This is a genomic window from Pseudomonas sp. NPDC090752 (assembly GCF_055584805.1).
On the sequence record NZ_JBVJLI010000014.1, the window covers coordinates 83,288 to 108,980 of the forward strand.

A 25,693-nucleotide genomic window follows, 5' to 3' on the forward strand; every position below is an offset into this window, starting at 1 on the left:
TTTCAATGTGTCGCTCAGCTGCCACCGAACATTTTAGCGGCACGGGCGCGAATTTCTTCGGGGCTGAGGTCTTCCTTGTGGGTGGAGATAAACCACATATTGCCAAACGGATCTTTCAGCGTGCCACTGCGGTCGCCGTAGAACTGATCCTGCACTTCCCGCAACTGAATGGCACCGGCGGCAAGGGCGTGGGCATAGACTTTGTCGCAATCCTCGACGTAGAGGTGCAAACCGACCGCTGCGCCGTTGAGTTTCTGCGCAGCGGTCAGACCGCCTTCCATGTCGCAAGGGTCGGCAAGCATCAATGATGAATCGCCAATCTTCAGCTCGGCATGGCCGACTCGGCCGTCCGGACCTTCCAGGCGGAACATTTCGATAGCGCCGAAGGCCTGCTTGTAAAACTCGATAGCCTTGTCGGCATTCTGCATGGCCAGGTAGGGAGTGATGCTGTGCTGGCCTTCGGGGATGGGTTTGACCGCCATGTTCGAATCTCCTTTGACGAGGATGCAAAGGGGCTCGATTGGGCCCCTGTTGCATAGAGTCGTTTAGCAAAGGAGAAGATCGACACGCCTGCTAGATCGATTGGCGATCAGAAAATGTAATCGGTCGTCAGGAAACTCGATTGGCGATTGCGGATGATCTCGCTGATCAGTTCCTTGTTGGCTTCCTGGAACCGCGTCGCCACCAGGGTGCGTATGGAGAACACGCGCAGGGCGTCATGCACCGACAGCGTACCTTCGGCGCTGTTCTTGCGGCCATTGAACGGGTAGGTGTCCGGGCCGCGCTGGCACTGGGCGTTGAGATTGATGCGGCCGACCTGGTTGGCGAAGATGTCGACCAGGCTGCCGATGGTCTGCGGGTCGTTGCCGAACAGGCTCAGTTGCTGGCCATAGTCGGAGTCGAGCACGTAGTCGATTACGGTCTGCAGGTCACGGTAAGACACCACCGGCACCACGGGGCCGAACTGTTCCTCGTGGTACACGCGCATGTCGCTGCTGACGGGATAGAGCAGGGCGGGGTAGAAGAATGAGCCGCGGTTCTGGCCGCCACCTTCGTTGAGCACGCGCGCGCCCTTTGCCGTGGCATCGGCCACCAGGCCGCCGAGGTAGTCGACCTTGCCCTGTTCCGGCAGCGGCGTCAGGGCTACGCCCGGCTCCCACGGCATGCCCGGCTTCAGCGCAGCGAGCTTGCGCTTGAACTTGTCGAGGAATGGCTCGACCACGTCCTCATGGACGAAGAGGATCTTCAGCGCAGTGCAGCGCTGGCCGTTGAACGACAGTGCACCGGTCACCGCCTCTTCGACAGCGTTGTCCAGGTCGACCTGGGGTAGCACGATGCCAGGGTTCTTGGCGTCCAGCCCCAGCGCGGCACGCAGGCGGTGCGGGCGAGGGTGCAGTTTTTTCAGGTCGCTGGCGGCCTTGTGCGTGCCGATGAAGGCGAACACATCGACCTTGCCGCTGGCCATCAGGGCGCTGACCGTCTCACGGCCACGGCCATAGATGACGTTGATCACTCCCGCCGGGAAGCTGTCGCGGAACGCTTCGAGCAGCGGGCGGATCAGCAGCACGCCGAATTTGGCCGGCTTGAACACCACGGTGTTGCCCATGATCAGCGCCGGGATCAGCGTGGTGAAGGTTTCGTTGAGCGGGTAGTTGTACGGTCCCATGCACAGCGCCACGCCCAATGGCGCGCGACGGATCTGGCCCAGCGTGCCTTGCTCAAGCTCGAAGCGGCTGGAGCGGCGGTCGAGGTCCTTGAGCGCGTTGATGGTATCGACGATGTAGTCGCAGGTGCGGTCGAACTCCTTTTCCGAGTCCTTGAGGTTCTTGCCGATTTCCCACATCAGCAGCTTGACCACGGCCTGGCGCTGCTCGCGCATGCGCGCCAGGAAAGTTTCGACATGCTGGATGCGTTCGGCCACGCGCATGTTCGGCCACACGCCGCGGCCCTTGTCATAGGCCTGCACGGCGGCATCGAGAGCGGTCAAGGCGGTGTCGGCATCGAGCAGCGGGGCGCTGCCGAGAATGACCTGACGCTCGCTGCCGCCTTCCTTGAGCCACACCGGGCTGCGGACCGTGGCCAGAGGGCCGTCCCAGCGTCGCAGTTGACCATTCACCAGGTAATCGCGTTGCTCAAGGGGTTCACCCAGGCGCCAGGCCTCGGGGATGTTCTCAGCGGCAGGAAACAGCGAATCGAGCAAAGGGTCCATGGGTACTGCACCTCACATATTGGGCTAGGTGAAACGCTTCAGCTGCGAGCATGCACCGCCCTGAAGAAAAACACCAGTCTGGCTCAACATTGCCGAAGCTGCGCCGATACAGAAGCAATCGAGTGCGTCCGCAGGCTTATGATCCCGACCAATTCCCCGTATTCCGAAGAGCAGAAGCCGGCCACCGGCACCCTTCGCCAAACCCTCCAGCGCTTGCTACCGGTGGCTTTTGCCGTGGCCGGCATTGGCTTGTCGGTGGCGCTTGGGCAGTTGGACGTGCAGCGTCAGCAGGCGCATCAGGCGGCGGGGCTGTTCGCCTCGCCGTTGTTCTGGTTTGCGCTGATCTGCACCGGCCTGATCAGCCTGTTCGTGGCTCAGATCAACCGCAAACAGCGCCAGCTGGCGCAGCGCAATCGCGAGCTGCAGCGCTCGCAAGCGCAGCTCGAACGCCTGGCGCACTATGACACCATCACGGGGTTGCCAAACCGGGTGCTGTTTCAGCAGCAGTTGGCCGAGTCGACCAGCAAAGGGCACGGCCTGGCAGTGCTCATGCTGGATATCGACGGCTTCAAGCAGGTCAATGACAGCCTGGGGCACGCCATGGGTGACTTGCTGCTGCAGCAGGCTACCGCGCGCTTTCTGCAGGAGCTGGACGCTTCGGACCGGTTGTGTCGCCTGAGCGGTGACGAATTCGTCTTCATGCTGCAGGGCACCCAAGGCCAGATCAACCATCAGGTGCGCCACCTGCTGCGCTGCCTGCAGCGGCCTTTCGACCTCAACGGCAATGCTGCGCTGGTGACCGGCAGCATCGGCTTGGCCTGGTGCCCGCAACATGGCGAAGACGTTGGCAGCCTGCTGCGCCACGCCGACACCGCGATGTATGCGGCCAAGGAGGGTGGGCGCAACACATGGCGGCCCTACCACCCGGACATGACGGCACGCCTTCATCAGCGCCTGGAACTTGAGCGCAACCTGCGGCGAGCCCTGCAGAACAACGAGTTCGAGTTGTGGTACCAGCCCAAGATTGATTTGTTCAGTGGCCACCTGGAAGGGGTGGAGGCGTTGCTGCGTTGGCGTGATCCTGAGCATGGCCTGGTTTCGCCAGGCGAGTTCATTCCGCTGGCGGAGCGCACCGGGATGATCATCCCGTTGGGCGAGCGAGTGCTGGAACTGGCTTGCGCGCAACTGGCGGTCTGGCGTGCCGACAATTGCCTGCCGGGTCCGCTGGCCATCAATGTTGCAGCGTTGCAGATCGAGCGCAGCGACTATGTCTCGAGCCTGGCCGTGGCACTTGAGCGGCACGACCTGTCGCCGAGCCTGCTGGAAGTGGAAATCACCGAGAGCCTGCTGATGGAAAGCCAGCAACAGGCCTGCGCCGCGTTGGCACAGTTGCAGGCCATGGGGGTGGCGACGGCCGTAGACGACTTCGGTACGGGTTATTCGTCCCTGGCCTACCTGCGCGCCTTGCCGATCGATCACCTGAAGATCGACCGGGCGTTCATCAAGGACTTGCCGGATGACGACGACGCCGTGGCCATCGCCCGCGCGATCATCGACCTGGGCCATGCGCTGGGTTACCGGATTACGGCTGAAGGGATCGAAACCCAGGCGCAGTACGACTTCCTGCGCAATGCAGGCTGCGACCAGGGGCAGGGCTACCTGATGGGGCGGCCAATGCCGGCACCTGAACTGGCGCGCTGGCTGGCCAGCCAACCGGCCCGGGCCAAGGCTGGCGGCAACGTCGAGAGCTAGTCACTTCTCGATAGATGCCAGTCGTGCTGTTGCGTGGTAATTACACATTCTTTGGCGCCATGAAATAGAAGGGTGTGATATCAATTGGCCGCTTGCCAATTCGCGCCCTTGCATCTTAAATTGTTACTGAATATTTGAATGCCATAACAGTAAGATATTTATACATATCAATGCGTTAAGTGGGTTGTCTGCGCTTTACCGATACTCTTTCCGATCAAGCCAATGGGCAACATCCAAGGACGTCGAAGAAGACATGAAACAGCACCTGGCAGCGATAGCCCGAAAATTCATCTCCCCCTCCATGCGCTACGAGCTGCGAAACGTTTCAAACGTGTTACGCGATGGCCTGGGGCGCGCCTGTTTCTGGCGGTGGGAAGTCGCCAGGTTCAAGCTGCAGCAGGAAAGCCCCTACGAGATTCTGTACATTGGCAGAAAACAGCAGCGGGAAATGGCCAAGCTGCTGATTGGCGGCAAAGGGCAACAGCCAGGCACGGAATCTGAGGCCGAAGCAGGGCGCAGCACTGCGAACCGGGTAGTGGTCAGTGAACTGCCCACTCCGGGAACGCTGTCCGTCCCTCATTACCTGAGCGCGGTGGTGCCATTGGGGCGCTCGCTGGACGACATTACAGCACGCTACGACAGTGAACTGCGCCGCAGTATCCGCAAGAACCGTCCGCTGTACGAAATGCGTCAAACGCTGTCGGATGACGAAATCGCCATGGCTGACCGCGACCTGCTACGCCCCTACGCCACGGCCAGGCAGGGCATCCACGCGGCGCAATTTCCCACTGAAGACGTTTTCCGCCTGGCCAAGGGGGTAGGGCGACTGGATCTGATCACCCTCAACGGCGAGGTGGTCGCTTGTCACCTTGGCTGCGAAATCACCCGCGCGGGCAAACGCTATTGGAGCACGCTGCGTTTCGGCTACTGCGAAGCGGTGTTCTCCGACGCCAAGAAGTTGCGTGAAGTGAACTCGATCACCACCTTCATGGCGCTGGAGTGGGCATTGGCCAATGGCTACGACTATTACGACATTGGCTTGTGCCTGGCGCGCCCCGATGACGGGTTGCTGAAGTGGAAGCGGCGGCGTGGGGGCGACGTCGATTCGCTGGGTAACCACGCCTATATGTTCATTCGCTTGCCCAGGGCAGGGGTTGCGCAGTTTCTCTGGGACACGCCGCTTTTTGCGGTGGAAGGCAACAAGTTGACGCTGCACCTCGGTTTGCCGGAAGGCTCCAGTGATGAAGAACTTGCCACTCGTTATCACGAGATGGTTTTCGGCGGCCTGCACAAGATTTACCTGTATGGTGCCAAAAGTTCGGGTGAATTGTTTTTGGAAAACTTGCGCGAGCGTTATGCCAGCTTGAAATCCCCACCCACGATGGAACGGGTGTTGTCCAGTTAAGTAACAGTCATTTGCCATGTTATCGACAGTGTCTTTAATAGGGGCCTTCTGATGGGAAGCGATATCTCCAAGTTCAGCGCATCATTGATCGCCAACGAGCATACCTGGACGCTGGCCGCCTATAGAAACATGCTTAGAAAGCGGCTCATGCGTAAAGCCGATATCGATATAAAAAGCTTTGCGGTTAAAACCTGGGACATCGCCCCCGGTGAACAGACCCTTTCTCCGCCGGCCTTTTTCCTGCCCGGTCAACTGGAGCGGGTCACTGGCTGGGAGGCCAAGCGCTTCTATCCATACGTGCACCCTGCGCGGACCATGGAAGGCGGCATCAGCGCACAACAGGGCCCGACGCGCGGCTACCTGATCAAGGATGTGTGGATGATCGACGGGGCGCTCTACAAAGGCAATGCCAGCCATTGGCTGTCGTTGAAACCGAGCAGGTTTCCACGGGTAAAGGTGGAGTACGAAATCGAGCGAGGGGCTGCCTATTGCACGCAAAATGGCAACACCTGGTTCGGCACCTGGTTGATGGAGGATTGCCCGACTTATGCGTTGGCCTGCAACGAAGGTGTCCCGATAACGACTGCGCCATCCGCCCGGTATCCGCTGTTTACCCAGGGGCCGGCTTATGAAGATTGGTTAGGGATGCAACCTCTACGTGTGCGAAGTGCTTATTTCAAGGAACTGGTGTTGTTCGATGACGTGAGCAACAACCGCAGCCGGCACCAGCGCTACCGGGGCATGGGCGACAAGTTGCTGTCGCATGTGCAGCACAGCGAGCACCCAGGCGTATTCATCCTGCGTGGCGGTGATGGCGACCTGCGTCTGATGCGTAATGAGCTGGAGGTTGCCGAGCATCTGCGCAAGCAGCGTGGCTTTCGTGTCATCAATCCGCTCAAGTGCGACGTGCCGACCATCGTTGCGGCCTGCGCAGGCGCGAAGACGGTCATTGGCGTTGAAGGCAGTCAACTGGTCCATGGTGTCAATGTGCTTCGCTCAGGAGGCGCTGTGTTGGCCCTGCAGCCACCGAACCGCTTCGTCAGCTATTACAAATACCTGACCGATCGTGATCATCAGCATTTTGGCTTTCTCGTCGGCATGCCGGAGGGTGATGGCTTTACTATCGATATCGATGAAGTCGAACGCACCCTCGACCTTTTCCCGTCATAAGCGTGACGCTAAGCGCAATGATTCTCAGCTTTTCTCGCCGATGAAACACTTTCTTGCTGCCGTGAACCCTCGTTTGTATAAAAACGCAGGGTTGCACGGCGTTGAGTGAAAAACCTATTTCTCAGTAATATCAAGTGTTTGCAAGGTAATCTTAAGTGCTATATGACCCCGCATATTCTGCATGTCGAAATATTGACGAGAAAGGCACCGGTCGATTGATATTTATTATGGTGCCGGATCGTTGACGTAATGGCACCGTGCCCATAAGCTCCATTCAACAGCGATACATTCTTCTGCCCAAACACCTTTTTCACACTTTCCTCTTCGTAGGAGGGGACCATGCGCTCGACACTGTTCATCAAATCGATTTTCCTGTTGGTGCTGTTGAGTGGTGCGGCGCGTGCGGCTGATTCTTATATGAGTCAGACCAACATTGTTCCTTTGGCGACTGCCGGTTGGTTGTTTGCATTTGCAGTGATCGGTTTTGTCGCAGTGGCCAACAGAAAGAAAATCTAGTTTTCTGGCGGGGGCCAATAAAAGTTTGAACGTATTTACCGCTCTGCCAGTGATTTGACGCTTAATAAGGGATATTTGCGTCGAAGGGGGCGCAGTCGCTTGTCAATTTTCCAGCTATTGCTATATTCCAGTGGCTGGCGCCAAGGCTCAAATTGACCGTGACAGGCGAAGCGGCATCGCGGTAAAGGCCTCCAGGATGCTCGAGGCCAGCGCAGCAGGTGTAACAGCTGCGAAGCGGAGCGAGAGGTTTAGTGTTGTTCTCATTCAGTGCTCTTGAACCTGGGCCGCAAGGCCGGAGGGACCCCTCATGGCGCGTTTGCTGATTTCCATTCTCTGCGTACTCGTAGCGTGGTCCGGTGTTAGTGTCGCCGACCAATCCAATTCGTCGTACCTGCTCAGCCCCGGTGACAAGGTAATGGTCTCGGTCTGGCAGGAAGACACACTTCGCCAGGAAACCGTTGTCCTTCCTGACGGCAGTATCACTTTCCCTCTGGCTGGCCGTATCGAGGTGGCTGGTCTTAATGTTACGGACGTTGGCAAGAAGGTCACTGCCGGCCTCAAGCCCTATCTCGCCGAGCCCAATGTCAGCGTCGTCGTCACCAGCACGGCTGGTAACCAGGTGTATGTTCAGGGCAAGGTAGTCAAGCCGGGTCCAGTACCCATGACAGGCCCTACGGCGGTGCTTCAGGCGCTGAGCATGTCGGGCGGAATGGACAAATTCGCCGACGAAAGTGCCATCAAAGTGATCCGTGGAAGCGGCACATCACAAAAGGTCATGCCGGTGCGCTACAAGGATCTGGTTTCTGGGCGCGACATGTCCACTAACTTCCAACTCCAGGCTGGCGACACGCTGGTCGTACCTTGACCCATCCAATAAATAAGAATTCCTAGTGCCTATTTTTCGACCAACACATGTTGCGACGGCGATCATGATGATGCCGTTCGCGGGGGTGGTTCACGCCGCCATTTGGCAGTCTTCAGTCGTGGTGCCCACGTCTGTCGAGTACGACAGCAACCCATTGCTCCTGACGTCCGAGGAGAAAGGTGTGACGCGTACCATCATTGCGCCCGACTACACCCTCACCGGTCAGTTCGACCGCGACCAGTTGCGCTTCGGCGTGGGCATGAACCTGTTGCGCTCTTCCGACCGTTCGATCGTCGATGACCGTGAAGACCCCAAGGTAAGCCTGGGCTGGCAGCGTGAGACCGAGACCGGCGGCTTTGGCCTGCTGGCACGCTACGAAGAAAGCTCCACGCTGTCCGGGGCTGTGCAGGACACCGGTGTGGTCACCACTGACGGCACCCAGAAGATGACCACGCTTGAGGGCAACTGGACCAGCGCGGTCACCGAGCGCAGCACCTTGGCGAACGTTCTCACTTACTCGCATGCGCGCTATGACATCGATTCGCTGACCGGCTATGACGAGCTTTTCAACAAATCGACCTGGACCTACGCCTGGAACGAGCGCACCGACGTCATTACCGGTTTCAACGCCAGGCGCTACGAGCCGCAGGACGACACCACCGCTGTGGCCTCCAACAGCTACAGCCCGAACATTGGCGTGCGTTACCGGTTCTCCGAACGCTTCGAAGGCGAGGCGCACATTGGCGTCAACAAGACCACCGGCTCTGGCGGTGGGCGTCGCGGTGAAGGCGGCATGTCGCTGTTCTACCGTGGCGTGCGGGCCGATGCCAGCCTGAGCGCCGAGCGCAGTACCGTCGCCAGCGCCGAGGGTGGCTTTGCCGAACTCGACATGGTCCGCGGCAGCTGGAGCTACCTGGTCACCGAAGTCGACCGCGTCGGCGTCGACGCCTCCTGGCAGGACAGCAAAGGCGTGTCACCGAATACCTTGCAGACCTATGGCTTCTGGGCCAGCCGCGCATTCTCGCCGGCCTGGGACCTGCGCCTGTCTTTGATGTACAAGCAGCGTGAGCAAGATGGCTTGCCCGATGCTGAAGCGACCATTGCTGGATTGACACTGACCTACCGATACCCCGACATCTGACTCTCGCACGGGTGGCCACCATGAAATCCGAGTACGAGCTTTCCCTCAAAGATTACATCGCCATCATCAAGGACCGCGCCTTGTTGCTGGGGGTGAGCATCGTGGTCGTGATTGCTGCAACGGTGGGGGTCGCCGTTACGGTGCCGCCCTTGTATCAGTCGACCGGTACCATCTTGGTGGAGTCGCAGCAGATCTCCCCGGAGCTGGTGTCGGCCAACAACAACAGCTTTGCCGATGAGCGCATCGAGGTCATCCGCCAACGCGTGATGACCCGCGAGAACCTGCTGAAGATCATCGACAAGTACAACCTGTTCGCCGACAAGGGCCGGCAGTTCAGCGAAACCGACAAGATCGACCAGATGCGTAACGCGATCGTCGTGGCCACCCTCAGCACCTATGTGAAAGGGCGCGGCGAAGCGACGGTGGCGTTCACGGTTTCCTATGAAGACAAGCGCGCCGAAGTCGCCAAGGAAGTGGCCGACGAACTGGTGACGCTGTTCCTCAACGAAAACATGAAGCAGCGCACCGAGCGTGCGACCGAAACCACCGAATTTCTCACCCAGGAAGCGAACAAGCTGGGCGCTGAACTGGCCGATCTGGAAAACAAGCTGGCGGACTTCAAGCAGGCGCATGCCAATGCCTTGCCCGAGAACCAGCAACTGCGCATGAGCATGCTGTCGCGTTCGGAGCTGGAGTTCCGCGAGGTCGATCGCGATTACAAGTCTGCCCAGGAAGAGCTGCGCTACCTTGAACTCGAACTGTCGGCAGCCAATGCTGGAGTGTCCAGCCCGGCCGCTGGCGGCAAGCCTGCTTCGGTAGACCAGCCGCAAGACCTGGCCAGTCTCAAGGCCGAGTATGCCCGCCTATTGACCAAGTACACCCCGGCGCACCCCGATGTGGTGGCGGTCAAACGCAAGATCGACCTGCTCAAGGCGTCGGGCGAGAAGGGCATCGCTGCTGCAGCGGCCATGAACCTCGATGCCGCCCGGGTGCGCACCAAGATGGCGGCAGCCCAGTCGCGCATTGCCTCGCTGGCTGAACAGAAACGCCAGCTGACCACCAAGATGGAAGGCTACGAGGCCGACATCCTCGAAGCCCCGCAAGTCGAGCGCGGCCTGGTCACCCTGATGCGCGACCACGACAACGCCCGCAAGAAGTACGAAGAAATCCGCAACAAGGAAATGGGCGCCAAGATCACCGAAAGCCTGGAGCAGGAAAACAAGGCTGAGCGCTTCGTGCTGCTGGAGCCGCCGTTGATGCCGGAAAAACCCGTCAAACCCAACCGCAAGAAAATCGTCGCCCTGGGCCTGGTGCTGGCACCGGCCATTGGCGGAGGCCTGGTGATGTTGCTGGAAATGCTCAACCAGCGGGTACGCGGCGTGGGTGCGCTGGAAAGCGTGCTGGGCAAACGCGTGCTGGTGGCGGTGCCCTACATCACCACCCAGGCGGATGTCGCCAGGCGCCGCAAGTGGCGCAGCTGGCTGGTGATCGCCGGGTTGGTACTGGTTGCTATGCTGATGGTGGTCGTCCACGTGTTCTACATGCCACTGGACCTCCTGCTGTTTAAAGCTATGGCTCGGTTTGAATAGGGAAGCGCAGCGATGGACAGAATTACGCCGGCTATTGGAAAGAACATTCACCAGGTTTCTCCCACCCCTGCTGAAACGCCCAAGGCCCCGCTGGTGGCGGACAAGCCTGATGCGTTGGGGCAGTTCGATTACGTGCAGACCAAGGTCGTGCCGCTGAGCGCCGAGCACCTGGAACGCAACCGGATCGTTTCCTACAACAAGAACTCCAACATGAGCGGCGCCATCGACCTGCTGCGTACGCAAGTGCTGCAGACGATGGAAGAAAACGGCTGGCGTACGCTGGCGATCACCTCGCCGACACCCGAGGCGGGCAAGACGGTGCTGGCCGTGAACCTGGCCATGAGTATCGCCCACCACACCACCAAGACCGCCTTGCTGGTCGACTTCGACCTGCGCCGGCCGAGGGTGGGCAGCAGCCTAGGCTTGCCGATGGGCAAAGCCCTCAACGAACTGCTCAAGGGCGAAGCGTGGCTGGAAGAGGTGATGGTCAACCCGACCTTGCCGCGCTTTGTCGTGCTGCCGACGCGTGAGCCTGTGCCCATGTCCACCGAAGTGCTGTCATCGCCCAAGGTCAGCAGCCTGATCAGCGATTTGCGTGATCGGTATGACTCGCGTATCTGTATTTTCGACTTGCCGCCATTGTTGAGTTCCGACGATGCGCTGACGGTGTTGCCGAAGTTTGATTGTGTGCTGTTGGTGGTGGCAAATGGGATGAACAGCAAGAAGGATATTGAGGATTGCTTGCATCATTTGGCGACGGCGAATTTGATTGGGGCGGTGTTGAACAAGGCGGATGAGAAGCCGCGGGCTTATTACTGAGGCTCTCCGGGTTATGCACGCCATGAACGAGGTCATGGCGCTGTTGTGGATTCAAGATCCATCTCTGGAGGCCAGGTGACTTTGGGAGCCAGGCGTAAGGCAACCTCGCACCAGAGGACGTTGTTATGGTCTTTAGGTGGGCCAGGCGGGGGGAGTGCGGATGGGCCTTCCTGCATATAGGTGCACACGTAGGCCCAGATATGTTCGTCAGCGCACATTGTGCTGAGGCGGAAGCGGTCGATGACATTATTAGTGCCTGGCTCAATGATGGAGAGCATGACCCCCCATTTGAATATTACTCCGCCATTGAGTGCGCCGACTTGTGACCAGCGTTCGGCGCGTACTTGGGACCAGTCATAGCTTACAGGTACCACTTCCCATTTTTCGAAGGGGTTCCACCATCGATGTTTGAAGTTGTAGGCGTAGATTTTTTGGCGGGCACGGTTGAAACGGATAGGTTCATCTCTGGGTGGGGAAATGTCGACACGGAGAGCTAAAGCAATTCCCCATATGCAAAGGAATAGTATGATTGGGCCGCTGATCAGTGATGAAATATCATTGTCGTTATAACTATCTAAAATCGTTCCTGGTATAGGTAAGGTCAATAGGCCCATGGGTAATGAGAGAAATGACATAAGCCCTCTTACTGATGTAATGGGTCGCGATATTTCAAGATAAATAGTGTCTTGGTGGTTTGGCGTCTTATTGCCCAATGACGCTTCAATGGCTGGAACGTCATAAGGCGTGGGAAGGTCTTGTTTCCACCCAACACAAGGAGGATTAAGCAGTGGGCACGTCATGAAAGATTGTTCCTGGATGAATTAATTTTGTCTTCAATTACCACAAGCTTCGCGGCGGCTGAATGGTCATGCTTGTCGGGCCAATAGGTGACTGTGAATACAAGGGCGTTTATGTAGTGGTCGTCTTTCAAAGGATGCGAGTTGTAGATTTTGAGCGCACCATTTTTGGTGTCGTGACTTACTTCAGGGCTTTTTAGGTTGGGGGCCGCGAATGCTGAGGAAAACTCGCCTGTAGTGATAAGGTTCGCGGTTTGAGTGCTATCGCCAGAAAGGACTATTTGCTTACCACTTGAGCCTGGTTCGAAAAGGCTGAGGCTCCACTGGTAATGAGAGTTTTCGCTGCTAAAGCTGGGAAGGTATAGGTGGTAGTTGAGTACGAAGCGTGCGGGGATCGCAGTGCCGTCACTGATTATTATTCCGCCAGTTTCTGAAGTCGGAATGTGGTGTGAGTTGTCGAATTTTATGTCTATTGAGACGCTGGCGCTCACGCCGAGAACTGCTGCGTTGAGTGCACCGATCGCAGCATCCAGTTCGCTAGGCTCGCTCCATTGCCTGTAACTGTCCGGCAACCCCCACTTACAATGGCGTGCCCAGAGTTCCGTTGCAGTCGATTCGGCGCGCTTTGCATGAGTAGCATAAGCATAGGCAGCCAATCCTAATACGACAGCGATCCCTAGCGGCCCGAATAGCGTGCTCGTGAATGCAGCGGCGTAGAGTCCAGATAATGTTGAAAGCCCAGCGAGTGCGGTGGCATAACGATAGTTACTAGCAGAAACCGAATCCCCGCTGTCACCAACTCTGATCGCCGCATGCGCATACTGAAAAGTGTCCATCGTTCCCGAAAGCGCAGCGATCACTCCGCCAAATTTGGCAAGGGCGCTTCCCAGTGAAAGGGTGGAAGATATTCCAGCGAAGGTTTTCTCGGGCCTGAGCACCTGTACTGCAAGCCCCGATGCCTCCATACCTGCTCCTAACAACCCTAGCGTCGAAGACCAAATCGCGGCCAGCGCCTCAGGGTCATTGGGGGAGGTCTTTTGCAGCGCCCCGAAGTTCCTGCTCAAGCTATCCTGATGAAACCACATACTCCCCAATGCCAGCAGAAGCCCGGGGCTGCTGGGACTGTCTGCGGCCTCGCGCATTCCACGAAACGCATCTCTCGCCACGCTCCGCGCCGCCGTTGCACTCACCTTCAACCCCTCAACCGCCTGCGCGGCACCGCGTTGCATGGTTTGCCCTCCCACCGCAACACTGCGCACCAACTCACCCACGCCCCCAGCCGCCCCGTCGCGCATCTTCAGCAACCGCGCCTGCAGGCTCTCGGCACTCTCCAGCGTCCACACCATCACCTCGACCAGCTGACTACGATTACCCGCCGCCGCGATGTGAATCGCCCCGCTGAGCACCATCGCCCGCACCTTGCGTCCGGCGGGTTTGCGGAATTGTTTGTCGAGTTGGCCGAGAAACGCGTCGGTGCGCTCTTGCATGGCTTCGTTGAGCAGGCTGAGGTACTCACCCACGGTGAGCGACAGCCTGACCTGCGTCATGTGTTGCCCGGCATACAGCAGAAACGCGGCGCTGTGCACATGGCCGACCAGTGTGCGGGTCTGCGCGGAGGCCTGCTGGCCGAGGGCATTGCTGGCGCTGGCGGTCGCGGCGAGCAGTTGGCCGATGGCATCCTGCACCGGCTTGATCATCAACAGCTTGCCTTCCTCGCTGCCGCTGATGGCCTTGACGGCGTCGTAGACCTTGCCCAAGTCATCGCCGGACAGGGCCTTGGCCAGTTGCTGCAGCAGGCCCTGGTTTTTCGCCAGCAAGGCCTGATACAGCAGGCTCTGGCGGTCTTCGAGCAGCTGGTACCAGATGGATTGCGTTGCTCCGAGGGCTGTGTCGGTGGACGACAGCACCTCGGTTGGCCCGCCCGCCAGGCAGGCGGCCATCATGATGATGAAGTCTTCCACGGAAGCCGGGTTGGTGGCGCTGTAGTCGAAGTAAGCGACCCGCTGGAACGCCCGGCTGGCGTATTGGTCGGCGTAGAGCTCGGCGACCTCATCGATCTTCGCCTGAAAGTGCTGGACCTCCCGGTCATAGGCGGCCTGGAACGCGGCGCGGGCGTTTTCGTCGTAGCGTTCCTCCAGGCGCTCACGTGCCTCTTCCTGCTTGTGTTTAGTCGTACGCCTTGCCTGGGCTTCGATGTCCACCGCCGGCAAGTAGGCCTTGGCGGCGATGGGGCTGTCGTTCCACTGCTCGACCTGCCTGGCGTGCTGCTCGGTTTCTTCGGTCGCCTGGGCTTGGGCCTGGGCGTCGTGCAGTTCGCGGATGCCTAGCAGCGCCTGGGAGGTGAAATAGTCGAAGTGGCGCTGGGGTTCGGCGCGCCATTCCTGCAGGGCCTGGAACCAGGCCGTGCGTTGGGCATTGCACTCCATGACCAGGCCGGCCGGGTCCGGCAGGGTCAGGGCGAGTACGCCATTGGGCAACTGCTCCTGGGCGATGATGGCGCGCACATGCGTGTGGGTGACAAACAGGCGGCTGATGCGCGGATAGAAGCCGTGCACGCTGGAATACTTGCCGGGGTAATGGCTGGCATATTCGAGGACGTCGTCGAGGCCCAGTTCAGCATCGGTCATGGCAATGCCGACGCTGGCGGGATCGTGGCGGGCGACGTTCAGGTCCAGCTCGACGAAACGGCCGGTGCAGTCTGGTGTATTGCTGGCAATCCCGTCGCGGTAGAAGTCCAGCACCTGACGGGGCCAAGGGTCGTTGGCGAACGCGATCCAGGCCTTGCTGTAGAGCAGGGTGTTGATGTTGATGAAGGCGGCGATCACGTCGTGGCACTGCGTGGCGCAATGCTCGGGCAGCGATTTGCCCGGTGCCAGCGGCGGTTGCAGCGGCGAGAATTGGCGCAGTGCGCCTTCCGGCGTGACCTGGTAAGCGTGCCAGACCCGCTGGTCGAGCAGAACGTAGACATAGCCCTGTCGCAGGGTGCGCAACTGGTCGGTGCGCATGGGCAGGTGAGTGATTTCGCTGTCGGCGGCCAGGCGGTAGGACTGAGTCTTGCGCGGGTGCGGCGCGTAGGCGGTGCGCAACAGCAGAATGGGCAGGCCGGAGCGTCGGCAGGTGTTGCAGGTCAGCTGTGGATTGGGGATGGCCTGGCTCGTGGCGAGGTCGATGGCGCTGCTGATGCTCATGTGTGAGTATCCTCGCTACCCGCTGGCGCTTTCAGGCCAGCGAGTGGTTCTAGTTGTCAGATACACAGTCAGCTACTTGCTTCGGCTGTAGTCCTGAACACTAGCGAGGAACCAATTCTCAGGGGAGGTTGCAGCTTCCTAAAACAACGTGGGAATTTTCTACTGTCGTTCAATTTGAAGCGCTTTAACGATTTGAAGCCAGGGATACTTCAGCTCCCACTCCCAAGCATGCCGCACAATCTGCTCCAATGAATCAAACTGCGGCTGCCACCCCAACACCAACCTGGCTCTGGCAGCATCCGCCACCAACCTGGCCGGATCACCATCGCGTCGGGTTGCTTCGATTACTTCAATCTTCCGCCCCGTCACAACGCGCGCGGTATCGATCACTTCCTGCACCGAAAACCCCAGCCCATTACCCAGGTTGAACGCCGTGGTGGCGCCCCCCTTCATCAAATACTCCACCGCCAACTCATGCGCCGACGCCAGGTCGGCAACATGCACGTAGTCCCGAATACAACTGCCATCCGGCGTGTCGTAATCGTGGCCAAAGACAGTTATGGCTTCACGTCTCCCGGAAGCGGCCTGCAGGATCAACGGAATCAAGTGAGTTTCTGGCTCATGACATTCCCCCAACAAACCTTCAGGGTCGGCGCCCGCCGCATTGAAGTAACGCAGGCACACTGACTTCAACCCATACGCTCGGTCAAAGTCCTGAAGAATCTGTTCGACCATCCACTTGCTACGTCCATAGGGATTGATCGGCACCTTAGGATGCTGCTCATCGATAGGCACGTATTGCGGATCGCCATAAACGGCAGCGGTAGAGGAGAAGATCAGATGCCTGATCCCCGCCCGCACCATGGCGTTCAGCAGGGTCAGCGTAGCCGCGACGTTGTTCTGGTAGTACTTGCCAGGGTCGGTGACCGACTCAGCCACCTGAATGAAAGAGGCAAAATGAAAGACTGCATCGAAGTGGCATTCGCTGAACAACGTATCCAGCGCGTGGCCGTTGGCGATATCCAACTCGACCCATTCGATCTCCGGCCCAGCAGCCTCAGTATCCGCCACCACCACCTCATGCCCGGCGCGTATCAGGTGCTTGACCATGTGCGAACCGATATACCCTGAACCCCCGACCACCAAGTACTTCATCCAATCCTCCTGGAACAGACGCAGCGTCGAATGCCTGGAATTCAGGTCTGAATTGACTCTAGATGGCGATATGCCCTATTTCAAGAAAAGCCAGTTGGTCATGGTCTGGCCGTCGAATGTGATCTGGTAGCGGCCATCCTTGTAGCTCGAAGCCAGCGTCTTTTCCTGGCCTTCGCTGCTGCGGCTGTAGAGCTTCAACCCAGCAGGCGCCTTGATGCTCAACGTGCCTTCGAGCGGTTCGACGTGGAAGGGCGTCATGTCGTCGGGCCGTGGCACGGCGCGAGTGCCCAATGAGATCAGCAGGCTGCGCGACTGGTTGAGCGGCTTGGCATCAAGGCTTTGCACTGCGACGCTGGCATACGCGGTTTTCAGTTGCAGCTTCAAGTCACCCATCTCCAGTGACTGGCCTCCCAGCCAGCCGGTCGCGGCCTGGGTCAATGGCGTGTCGATGGTGTAAACGCCTTGTTGCCAGTTGCGGCGCAGTTCACCGGTATCGGTGGTCGATTCGCTGGCGTTGGCATCCAGCAATGATTGATCGGGGTCGTGCAGCACCTGTGCATCGGCAGGCATGGCGCTGGCTTGCAGCCAGGGCAGCTGCGGCGTCTGGGGGAGGGCAATCTGCAGCCTGCCTTTTTCCATGGCGGTGCGCAGCAACACCGAGGTGTTGGGTGTGATCTGTTTGTTGAACAAGGTGTCAGGCGTAGGCGCGAACACGTAGCGGGTTTTGGCCAGTTGCACATCTTCACGGCGGTAGAGCAAGGCGGCAGCGGGCATCGTGGCCATCAACCCGGGGTCGTTGTAGGCATTCCAGTTATCGGCACGGCGCCATTGGCTGAGGAACGCCTGCTGGCTGTAGGCGTATTGCATGATCGCGTCCCAGCCCTGGTGGCTGGCGGTGGCCGCCACATACAGCGGTAACGAGTGGCGATCGGGCAGGGGGAAGGGCTCGGCGTTCCACTCGGTGACGGTCATCGGCAAACCCAGCACCTGGGCAGCGCCCAGCCAGTTGATCATGCCGTCGCTGGTCAGCGGGTTCTTCTCCAGCTGGGCGATGCCGCCATAGCTATGGGCGTCGATTACGTCACCCGTGGTCAGCGACGGCAGTGAGGACAAGCCATTGCCCCCCCAGGTGCTGGTGGTGGCGATGGGCACCTTGACCCCGAGGTCGCGCAGGTCCTTGATCATGTCAACAAAGATGCGATGCTCCAGGTCGTTGAGAAACAGTTTCGAAGGGCCTTGCTCCCAGGCGCGCCAGGTCTTGTCCGCCGGCAGGTCCTGGCGGGCGGCAAACGCCTTGGCTTCGTCCATGTAGAGCTTGCTGTGTTTGGGCACGCCTTTGTCCGGCAACAAGGCATTACCGAAGTGGTGGGTGATATCGTTTTCGTTGGTGATCAGGATGGCCGCGATGGCCGGGTCGTCCTTGTAAGCCAGCCCGGTGTAGGTGTTGACGTGGCTCATGTACTGCTTGGCGAACCGCTTCATGGCCTGCTGCAGGGTGACGTTGACGTAGGCATAGCCCTTGAGGCCGGCGACATCATGTTCCTTGGGCAGCTCATCGAAGCCATAAATGTTGTCATTGGCGGTCAGTACCCGCGACACGTTCATGTCGAGCCACACATAGATGCCTTCGTCCTTGAGGCACTTGATCCACCAGTCGATCTTCTTCAGCGCTTCGGCGTCGAGCCGCTGGGTATCTTTCAACTGCGTCAGGTCGCCGAAGACATTAGGGCTCACCCAGGGCGAGTCATGGTGGTGCAGCCGGACCAGGTTGAAGCCCAGCGCGGAAAGCCGCTTGGCCTGCGCTCTGATGTCTTCGTCGGGGGTTTTGAACAGCGCGTAGGCCGACAGGTTGGTGCCCCAGAAGCGTGCTGGGGTGTTGTCGGCGAACACCAGCTGTTCACCGGCAGCCTTGACGAAGCCGCGTTTGCCCGCGGGCTTTTCCGCCGTATTGAGGAACGACAGGTCCACCGGCGACGTGCGCCAGTCGAGTTGGTCATCCGGCCATTGCATGGGGTCGGCCAGGCCGAAACGTTCGCTCGGGGTTGGACCTAGTGTGATGTCGCCGGTGACGTTCAGCACTGCCTTGATCTGTTGGCGACCAGGGCGAATCGGGTCGGTATAGAAGAACGTCCGGATCTGGCGGGTGTCGCCCCGTTCGAAATAGACCTTGGCCAACGGCGGATCGAAACGCATTTCCACGCGTGGCCCTTGCGCGTTCTTGCCCCAGGTCCAGCCGCGATTGTCTGGCAGCAGCACCGGGTCACCCATCTCCCCGGCGATCAACGCAGGGTCGAAGTCCCAGACGATGCCGCCACCCATCACATCGGCCTGCTTGCTGTGCGCTTGCAGGTCGAAGGTCCAGGTCAAGGTTTGCGCCTGCTCCTTGTTGATGTCTGCATTGAGATCGAAGTCCAGGTCCTTGTTCTGGCCTGTCAGGGTGTAGTTGTAAGGGCCTTGGACCTTGAGCGTCGGGTAAAAGCCGGTCCAGCTCCAGTTATCCCCCCAGAAGTTGAAACTGGAAGCCATCGCCTGGCCGCCGCCGCGGGTCAGGCCCGGCAGGCCATTCTGTTCGTTGACGCTGACTACCCATTCCGAGGCCCAACCAGCCAGCGGCAAGACCAGCAGGCCAACGAGCGCCGTTGCCCGGGTGAAGGGGCTGAGGACTTTACGGAGCATCGGATTACCTCGGTTGCAGGCTGGCGTTGGCGGGTTGTGTGGCATCGGCATGGGCGAGCCTGCGGACCATCTGTATGTAGGCAATGCCCAGCCCGCCGATCGACCAGTAGATCACCGGGATCACCGTGATGCTGCTGACCGTGAAGATGGTCACCAGGATGCCGATCAAGGTCGCTAGCAGTACCCGGCCCAGCTCGCGATAGGGGTCATCTCTATCGTTAAAGGTGCGCAGGGTCCTTCGAATACCCAGCACGACGCAGGCAAAGAACCCGACGAACAGCGACAGGCCGACCAGGCCGACCCGCAGCGCCAGGTTGATGTAGGTGTTGACGATATCGATGATGCCTTCACCCTGAATCATCGATTGCATTTCCGGGGTGTTGCGGAAGTCGAACGAACCGAATAGGGGGTAGCGTTGAATGACGATCCAGGAATTGTCCAGCAAGCGCTCGCGATAAGTGATGTTCTCGTTGTCGACGCTGCCGATGAATGGCAGCAAGTCGAGCACTTTTTCGCCACCGGGCATGATGCTCAGCAACGGAATGCTCAGCAACCCGGCCAGGCCCAGCAAGGCCAGCCGGCTGACCGCGCGCCTGCCCATGGCGATGTACACGACGATCAGCACCACCGCGCCCACCCAGGGGCCACGGGACAGCGGCGCGAACAGCCCGGCGGCCAGCAGCAGGGCGCCGAGATAGCGCTGCATCTTGTTGCGCACGAAGCCCTGGACGAACAGGAACAGCCCGATGGCCACTGTGATGACATAGCCCAGGGCAATGGCCTGGCCGGTGGTGACACTGGCGCGCAGCGCGCCGCCGCGGCTCAGGTAGCTTTTCATGCTCCATTCCACGCCCAGGGCATCGAGCAGAGCGTTGTACAACAGCCAATGCCGCACATACTCGGCCACCGCCAGCAGCGACAGGACGAACGCGGCGATGACAAACGCCAGCATGACATCCTTGAAATCGCTGATTTCCCGTATTCCCCGGCTGGCGACGTAATACGGCAGGAACACGTCGACATACAGATAAACCCCCTGGCGCAGGGTGTCAGTGACGGTGGTTTCGCGCAGATACAGCAAGGCCATCAATACCAGGCTGGCGGCCAGCAGCTTGTCGGCCAGGAGGCGGCCGAAACGCAACGTGTCGGCTTGCTTGCTCAGCACCAGCGCTGCGGGCAGCAGCACGCACAGGGCCAGAATGCGCTGATGATTCAATTCGATCAGGTAATTGACCACACCAAACCCGGGCACTTCGATCGATGCCGGCGGGATGACGAACAACAGCATGAAGAACAAGGCCATGGGATTGCGCTCGCGGCGCCTGGCCGTGAGCAGGATGACGGCGGCGACTGCGGTGTAGATCCAGTAACTGTGGGCAAAGAACGCTACGAGGGTCAGGGCGAACCACAAATTGCGCCGGCGCTTGTAGTCACCCTCGGGAATCAAGTCGGTTGCCGGGCTGCGGACCATGAAAAAGACCACGCAGGCCACAAACAGAATGACGATCAGCGCACGAATATGTTCTGGCATCTAAGAGGTCACCTGTCCCTGTGTGGGTGGGCACTAGCATCATGGCTAATTGAAACTATAGTGACTTCTAGCCAATCAGTCAGAGATTGAAGTCATGCCGTCGATTGATGTGCAAGCCTCTTCCAGTCTGCGCAAGCGCGCCTTGGGCGCCGGGGCATGGAACCTGGTCTCGCTGGTCGCCTCGCAGGTGCTGCGCCTTGGCGGCAACCTGATCATGGCCCGATTACTACTGCCGGAAATGTTCGGGGTGATGGTCATTGCCACCACCGTTTCGGTCCTGCTGCACCTGCTGTCCGATGTCGGCTTGCGCCAGAACATCATCCAGAGCCACCGTGGCGACGATCCGCTGTTTCTCAATACCGCCTGGACTGTGCAGATCGTGCGCGGTTTCACGCTGTTCGCCTTGACGCTGTTGTTGGCCTTTGGCGCCTGGGTCGCGCAAGTGGCTGATCTGTGGCCCGCGCATTCCACTTACGCAGCGCCCGAGCTGCCGCTGGTGCTGGCGGTGACCGGCTTGTCGGCAATTATCTGGGGCTTCCAATCGACCAAGATAGACGTCGCGGTACGAACTTTCCAACAGAAGCGCGTGGTTTTGGTGGACATTGCCTCGCAGGTCGTCGGTTTGATCACGATGTTGCTGATCGGCTATTTCACCCGGTCCATCTGGTCACTGGTGATCGCCGGGCTGACCTCGGCCCTGGCCGGTACGCTGCTGGGTCACCTGGCGTTGCAAGGGCCGCGCAACCGCCTGCAATGGGACCGCGAGGCGCTGACCGAACTGATCGTCTTTGGCCGCTGGATCCTGCTGTCTTCGATGGTCGGTGTGTTGGCCATGTACGGCGACCGTATCTGGTTCGGCGGCACCATGACGGTGGCACAACTGGGCGTGTATTCGATAGCTGTGCTGATTCTGAGCTCGCTGCAGACCGGCCTGCTGAAACTGTTCGGCTCGGTGGCGCTGCCGGCGTTCAGTGAAGCGGCGAGGAGTGGTGACAAGGCGCGCCTGCAAAGGCTTTACTTTCACTTCAAGCTGATTGTGGACCTGGTGATGCTGTTCCTGTGTGGCGGATTCCTCACCGGCAGCCCGCTGTTGATCGGCTGGTTGTACGACGCGCGTTATGCCGACGCGGGCCCAATGTTGGCTATCCTGTCGTTATCGTTCTTCACCCTGCGCTACACCCTGTCGCACCAGCTGTGGATCGCTTTGGGCCATACCAAGTACCAGGCGATGGACAACATTATCCGGCTCATCTCGCTGTGGAGCCTGATCCCACTGCTGCTGGCCATAGGCGGGGTGAAGTATGCGATCTGGGGCGCGGCACTGCATACGTTCCCAACGCTGATCCTGATCATTTACGTCAATTGCAAGCTAGACATATTCAGTGTGAAACGTGAACTTGTGGTCCTGCCGATGATGGCGGTCGGCGCGCTGTGCGGGTATTTGCTCACGCGTTTGTTCGACTGGCTTTGAAGCCCGCTCGGTAGGTGGCACATAACAATAACGGGCTCAATGAAATCAATGGCATAGGTCTTGTGATCATGGGGAAGCTGCAGTTTCTTGTTCGGCAGTCAGGTCGTAGGGGCTTTCTTCGCAATTGTGTCTTGTTGGGTGCTGGCGTTGCCGTATTCCGGGGGGCTCCTACGCTAGCGCGCAACGTTGCGCCGAGCGGCGAATTCGTCGTGATCAATGGTTGGGTATTGCCTTCCGAGTACTTCAGGGACGGGCGAGCATGATCAAGGACTATGAGTCTGAGAAATCGCTACGAAAGGCTTACGACGTCTGCATCGTAGGCGCTGGCCCGGCCGGGATCACCCTGGCCTTGCGCCTGGCCGAGGCGGGCTGGAGCGTGGCGTTGCTCGAAGCCGGCGGTCATGAATATACGCCACGCTCTCAAGCACTCTACAAATGCACCTCGACCGGTCTTGAGTTGTATGCCGAAGAAACGCGGCTTCGATACCTGGGGGGCACTTCCAATCACTGGGCGGGTCGCTGCCGCCCATTCACGGCATCCGATTTCTCGGTTGCGCCACCTGTGGACTTGCCCGGCTGGCCCATTCCCTATGCCGAAGTCGAGCATTACCTGCCGGCGGCCATGGAAATCGTCGATTTGCCGCAGGGCGCCGACTTCAGGGCAATGAACACAGGGCTCGGCGGTGGCGATTTCGATGCTGACTGTTTTCTGCTTAGCCCGCCTACGCGCTTTGCGCAGAAGTATGCAGCCGCGCTCAAGGACACGGCCGGGCTTGAGGTCTTTATCAACTGCAACTGTGTCGACTTGGAGTTCGATCAGGCTTCTGGTCAGTTGAAGGGCGTGGTGGTGTCCGACTACGAACACCACCGTGATCGCGTCAAGGCCAAACAGTACATATTGGCAACCGGCGCCATCGAGAATGCCCGGCAGTTGCTCAACAGCACCTCACTGGTAGCGGCGGGGGTGGTGAAGAAGGATGGCCTGACCGGGCGTTGCCTGATGGAACACCTGAATATCGACATGGGCACGTTCATCCTGAAAGATGGGCAAGGTATCGAACCACGCCAGTACTACACCACCGATGCCTTCGTCGCCGATTACCGAGCCGGCAAAGGCAATGTCTCTGCGACCGTGCTTTCCGATGTCCAGACTTACGGCAGGACGGCCGAGGTCAAGCACTTTCTGGAAAACCTCGCCTGCGACATGGGATGGGCCAGCAAGATTGATTTCGTAGCCAAATTCAGTTGCCCGGGAGATGGCGTCATCAGCACGATGATCGAGCAGTTTCCCAATGCACAAAGCCGCATTTCATTGATCGATGAAAAGGATGAGCTCGGCGTTGCCAAAGTCAACGTCAATTGGGCGCTGACGGCCACTGACCGGCATACCATCAAGTGCATCGGTGCTGAACTGGCGAAGCAGTTTGCCGAGTCGGGGCTTGGTTTCGTCAAATTGAACGATTACGTCTACGACAGCGAACTGCCCTTGAAGATGTCGCCTCATGCGCATCATATGGGCACCACGCGGATGGCGGCGTCAGCCGAGTTCGGTGTGGTCGATGTCGATTGCAAGGTTTTTGGCACGGACAACTTGTTCGTCGCCGGCAGCAGCATCTTTGCCACAGGAGGCGCCTCGAATCCAACGATGCCGCTGTTGCAGTTCGCGCTCCGGCTGGCCGACCACCTCGACACAAAGTTGAAGGCGGCCAGTGGTGCGCGGGTTTGAAGGAATGAACCAACGAATAAAGGGTTGAGAGCGTTGCGGTCAGCACATAGAAGAACGAGACCGGTTCGCCTCAGGGACAGTCCAGGAGTTTGACGTGCGAGGCTAGCAGTATGAAGGGATGGATACGGAACGCCATGACGCAGTACTTTCACTCGACGGGGCGAGGCAGCTCGGCCTACAAGAAATTTTGCAATCCAACGCCTTTGGAGTGGGGCACCTACCTGGCGCGGTGGGGCAAGTTTCATTCGGTGGGTAGCAATGTCTACATCAATTGTGGCTGCAATGTGACCGACCCGACCTTGGTGCGCATCGGCAGCAACGTAGGCCTGTCTGACTGCACACTGATTGGCCACGATGGTGTGGTGGCGCTGATCGAGATCTGTTACGGAAAGCACCTGGATTCGGTCGGCTACATTGATATCAAGGACAACAGCTTTGTCGGGCATGGCGCGATCGTCATGCCGCGGGTGACCATCGGGCCGGATTCGATCGTCGCTGCCGGCGCTGTGGTTACCAAGGATGTGCCACCCGGCACAGTGGTCGGCGGCAACCCGGCCAAATTCATCTGCACCACCGAAGATTTGATCAAACGGGTCGAGGAGCGCTGCAACGCCTATCCTTGGATCGAGACGGTGAAAAACCGCAAGGGCGCTTACGACCCAACGGTTGAGCCGGCGCTGGCGCGTCAGCGCAGCGAGTACTTTTTCGGGGACGGTAGCCATGGATAGAAAACCCGTCGATGTGATGGTCGTCAATTTCAATACCGCATCGCTATTGCAGCCGATGTTCGATGCGCTGCGCCAGGCCGGAAGTGAGCGGCTGGCCAGCTACCTGGTAGTGGATAACGCCTCCGTCGACGATTCGGTGCAGCGGATGGCCGAGGTCTGCCCCGAAGCGGTGTTGCTCAGCAACAAGCTCAACGTCGGCTTTGGCCGTGCCAACAACCAGCTGCTGGCGCATCTGCAGGGCAAATATGCACTGCTGCTCAATACCGACGCCTTCGTCGCCGAGGACAGCCTGCAGAAAACCGTCGAATACATGGACGCGCACCCGGAATGCGGCATTCTCGGCGTGCGCCTGGTGGGGCGCGATGGGGACCTGCAACCCAGTTGCCGGTACTTTCCGACACCCTTGAACGTATTTGTCGCACGTACCGGGCTTGGGCGCTTTTTCCCTGGGTTGAAAATGGTCGACGAAATGGAATGGGACCACGGCTCTGTGCGTGAATGCGACTGGTTACCCGGCTGCTTCTACCTGGTGCGCCGGGAAGTGCTCGACCAGGTGGGGCTGTTCGATCCGCGCTACTTCCTTTATTACGAGGAGGTCGACCATTGCAAACGGGTCAAGGAGGCCGGCTGGAAAGTGGTGTTCTACCCACACACCACGGTGGTGCACATCGGGGGTGAAAGCTCCAAGTCGGTCGCCGAACTGGAAGCAGCGAGCCGGCAGATCTCCAGCTACCAGATCGAAAGCGAACTACTGTACTTTCGCAAGCATCACGGTGTGCCGGGGTTGATCCTGCATATGCTGCTGGTGAGCCTGGGTGATCTGGTGCTGGCACTCAAGGCGCTGCTCAAGGGGCGCGGCTGGGATGCGATCAAGGCCTGCTGGCGGCACACCCAGGCCACCTGGTCGCTGCTGTTCAATACCCAGTTCGCAAGCCAACCCACACGTTAGGTGAAG

Annotated in this window: 19 protein-coding genes; 12 read left to right on the top strand and 7 right to left on the bottom strand. The window is 59.2% G+C overall.

The genetic code is table 11. The features are described 5' to 3' along the window. Nucleotides 1-14 precede the first annotated feature (14 nt). Together ACZ6YA_RS18845 and ACZ6YA_RS18850 are read right to left on the bottom strand one after the other, a co-directional pair. Entirely contained in the window at nt 15-482 is a 468-nt protein-coding gene (locus ACZ6YA_RS18845) for a VOC family protein (RefSeq protein ID WP_465898600.1), read from the bottom strand. Between the two features lie 107 nt (nt 483-589). Then, on the bottom strand, nt 590-2,209 hold the full coding sequence (locus tag ACZ6YA_RS18850) for an NADP-dependent glyceraldehyde-3-phosphate dehydrogenase (RefSeq protein ID WP_465898601.1): 1,620 nt from the start codon (nt 2,207-2,209) through the stop codon (nt 590-592). A gap of 138 nt (nt 2,210-2,347) precedes the next feature. Here ACZ6YA_RS18850 and ACZ6YA_RS18855 point away from each other — a divergent pair, with 138 nt between their 5' ends. The 8 genes from ACZ6YA_RS18855 to ACZ6YA_RS18890 all read left to right on the top strand — a co-directional run bounded on the left by ACZ6YA_RS18855 (nt 2,348) and on the right by ACZ6YA_RS18890 (nt 11,466). Continuing rightward, nucleotides 2,348-3,961 (top strand): putative bifunctional diguanylate cyclase/phosphodiesterase, encoded by a 1,614-nt coding sequence (locus ACZ6YA_RS18855; RefSeq protein WP_465898602.1) that lies wholly within the window; start codon nt 2,348-2,350, stop codon nt 3,959-3,961. Nucleotides 3,962-4,214: 253 nt separating this feature from the next. Next, nucleotides 4,215-5,366 carry a hypothetical protein gene (locus ACZ6YA_RS18860; RefSeq protein ID WP_465898603.1) on the top strand — a complete coding sequence of 384 codons (1,152 nt, stop codon included), beginning with the start codon at nt 4,215-4,217 and terminating at the stop codon, nt 5,364-5,366. A 51-nt stretch (nt 5,367-5,417) separates the two neighbouring features. After that, a complete protein-coding gene (locus ACZ6YA_RS18865) occupies nt 5,418-6,536 on the top strand; it encodes a glycosyltransferase family 61 protein (RefSeq protein ID WP_465898604.1) in 1,119 nt (372 codons plus the stop codon). 339 nt (nt 6,537-6,875) lie between these two features. Further along, nucleotides 6,876-7,052 carry an EPS-associated small membrane protein EppA gene (gene eppA, locus ACZ6YA_RS18870; protein ID WP_167060926.1) on the top strand — a complete coding sequence of 59 codons (177 nt, stop codon included), beginning with the start codon at nt 6,876-6,878 and terminating at the stop codon, nt 7,050-7,052. Nucleotides 7,053-7,359: 307 nt separating this feature from the next. Next, entirely contained in the window at nt 7,360-7,917 is a 558-nt protein-coding gene (locus tag ACZ6YA_RS18875; RefSeq protein ID WP_465898605.1) for a polysaccharide biosynthesis/export family protein, read from the top strand. 70 nt (nt 7,918-7,987) lie between these two features. Continuing rightward, nucleotides 7,988-9,058 carry a hypothetical protein gene (locus tag ACZ6YA_RS18880; protein WP_465898645.1) on the top strand — a complete coding sequence of 357 codons (1,071 nt, stop codon included), beginning with the start codon at nt 7,988-7,990 and terminating at the stop codon, nt 9,056-9,058. A 20-nt stretch (nt 9,059-9,078) separates the two neighbouring features. Then, nucleotides 9,079-10,647 (top strand): GumC family protein, encoded by a 1,569-nt coding sequence (locus tag ACZ6YA_RS18885; RefSeq protein ID WP_465898606.1) that lies wholly within the window; start codon nt 9,079-9,081, stop codon nt 10,645-10,647. A 12-nt stretch (nt 10,648-10,659) separates the two neighbouring features. Continuing rightward, on the top strand, nt 10,660-11,466 hold the full coding sequence (locus ACZ6YA_RS18890; protein WP_465898607.1) for a CpsD/CapB family tyrosine-protein kinase: 807 nt from the start codon (nt 10,660-10,662) through the stop codon (nt 11,464-11,466). 32 nt (nt 11,467-11,498) lie between these two features. Here ACZ6YA_RS18890 and ACZ6YA_RS18895 read toward each other — a convergent pair whose 3' ends face one another. From ACZ6YA_RS18895 to ACZ6YA_RS18915, 5 genes are all read right to left on the bottom strand, one after another. Further along, nucleotides 11,499-12,266, bottom strand: coding sequence for a DUF6708 domain-containing protein (locus tag ACZ6YA_RS18895; RefSeq protein ID WP_465898608.1), 768 nt, complete (start codon nt 12,264-12,266; stop codon nt 11,499-11,501). Then, the gene (locus tag ACZ6YA_RS18900) at nt 12,263-15,451 is read right to left on the bottom strand and encodes a T6SS effector BTH_I2691 family protein (protein WP_465898609.1); all 3,189 of its coding nucleotides are present in this window, start codon (nt 15,449-15,451) and stop codon (nt 12,263-12,265) included. Before ACZ6YA_RS18900 ends, ACZ6YA_RS18895 begins: the two co-directional genes overlap by 4 nt. A 159-nt stretch (nt 15,452-15,610) precedes the next feature. Continuing rightward, nucleotides 15,611-16,606, bottom strand: coding sequence for a UDP-glucose 4-epimerase GalE (gene galE / locus ACZ6YA_RS18905; protein WP_465898610.1), 996 nt, complete (start codon nt 16,604-16,606; stop codon nt 15,611-15,613). 75 nt (nt 16,607-16,681) lie between these two features. Then, nucleotides 16,682-19,282, bottom strand: coding sequence for a glycoside hydrolase 5 family protein (locus ACZ6YA_RS18910; protein ID WP_465898611.1), 2,601 nt, complete (start codon nt 19,280-19,282; stop codon nt 16,682-16,684). Between the two features lie 4 nt (nt 19,283-19,286). Further along, nucleotides 19,287-20,813, bottom strand: a complete 1,527-nt coding sequence (locus ACZ6YA_RS18915; protein WP_465898612.1) for an O-antigen ligase family protein — start codon at nt 20,811-20,813, stop codon at nt 19,287-19,289. A 94-nt stretch (nt 20,814-20,907) separates the two neighbouring features. Between ACZ6YA_RS18915 and ACZ6YA_RS18920 the strand changes: the two genes are divergently transcribed. From ACZ6YA_RS18920 to ACZ6YA_RS18935, 4 genes are all read left to right on the top strand, one after another. Then, a complete protein-coding gene (locus ACZ6YA_RS18920; protein ID WP_465898613.1) occupies nt 20,908-22,284 on the top strand; it encodes an oligosaccharide flippase family protein in 1,377 nt (458 codons plus the stop codon). Nucleotides 22,285-22,543: 259 nt separating this feature from the next. Further along, nucleotides 22,544-24,010, top strand: a complete 1,467-nt coding sequence (locus ACZ6YA_RS18925) for an FAD-dependent oxidoreductase (protein ID WP_465898614.1) — start codon at nt 22,544-22,546, stop codon at nt 24,008-24,010. Between the two features lie 110 nt (nt 24,011-24,120). Next, a complete protein-coding gene (locus tag ACZ6YA_RS18930) occupies nt 24,121-24,738 on the top strand; it encodes an acyltransferase (RefSeq protein WP_400800625.1) in 618 nt (205 codons plus the stop codon). Beyond that, nucleotides 24,731-25,687, top strand: a complete 957-nt coding sequence (locus ACZ6YA_RS18935) for a glycosyltransferase family 2 protein (protein ID WP_465898615.1) — start codon at nt 24,731-24,733, stop codon at nt 25,685-25,687. Before ACZ6YA_RS18930 ends, ACZ6YA_RS18935 begins: the two co-directional genes overlap by 8 nt. The last annotated feature ends 6 nt before the right edge of the window (nt 25,688-25,693 follow it).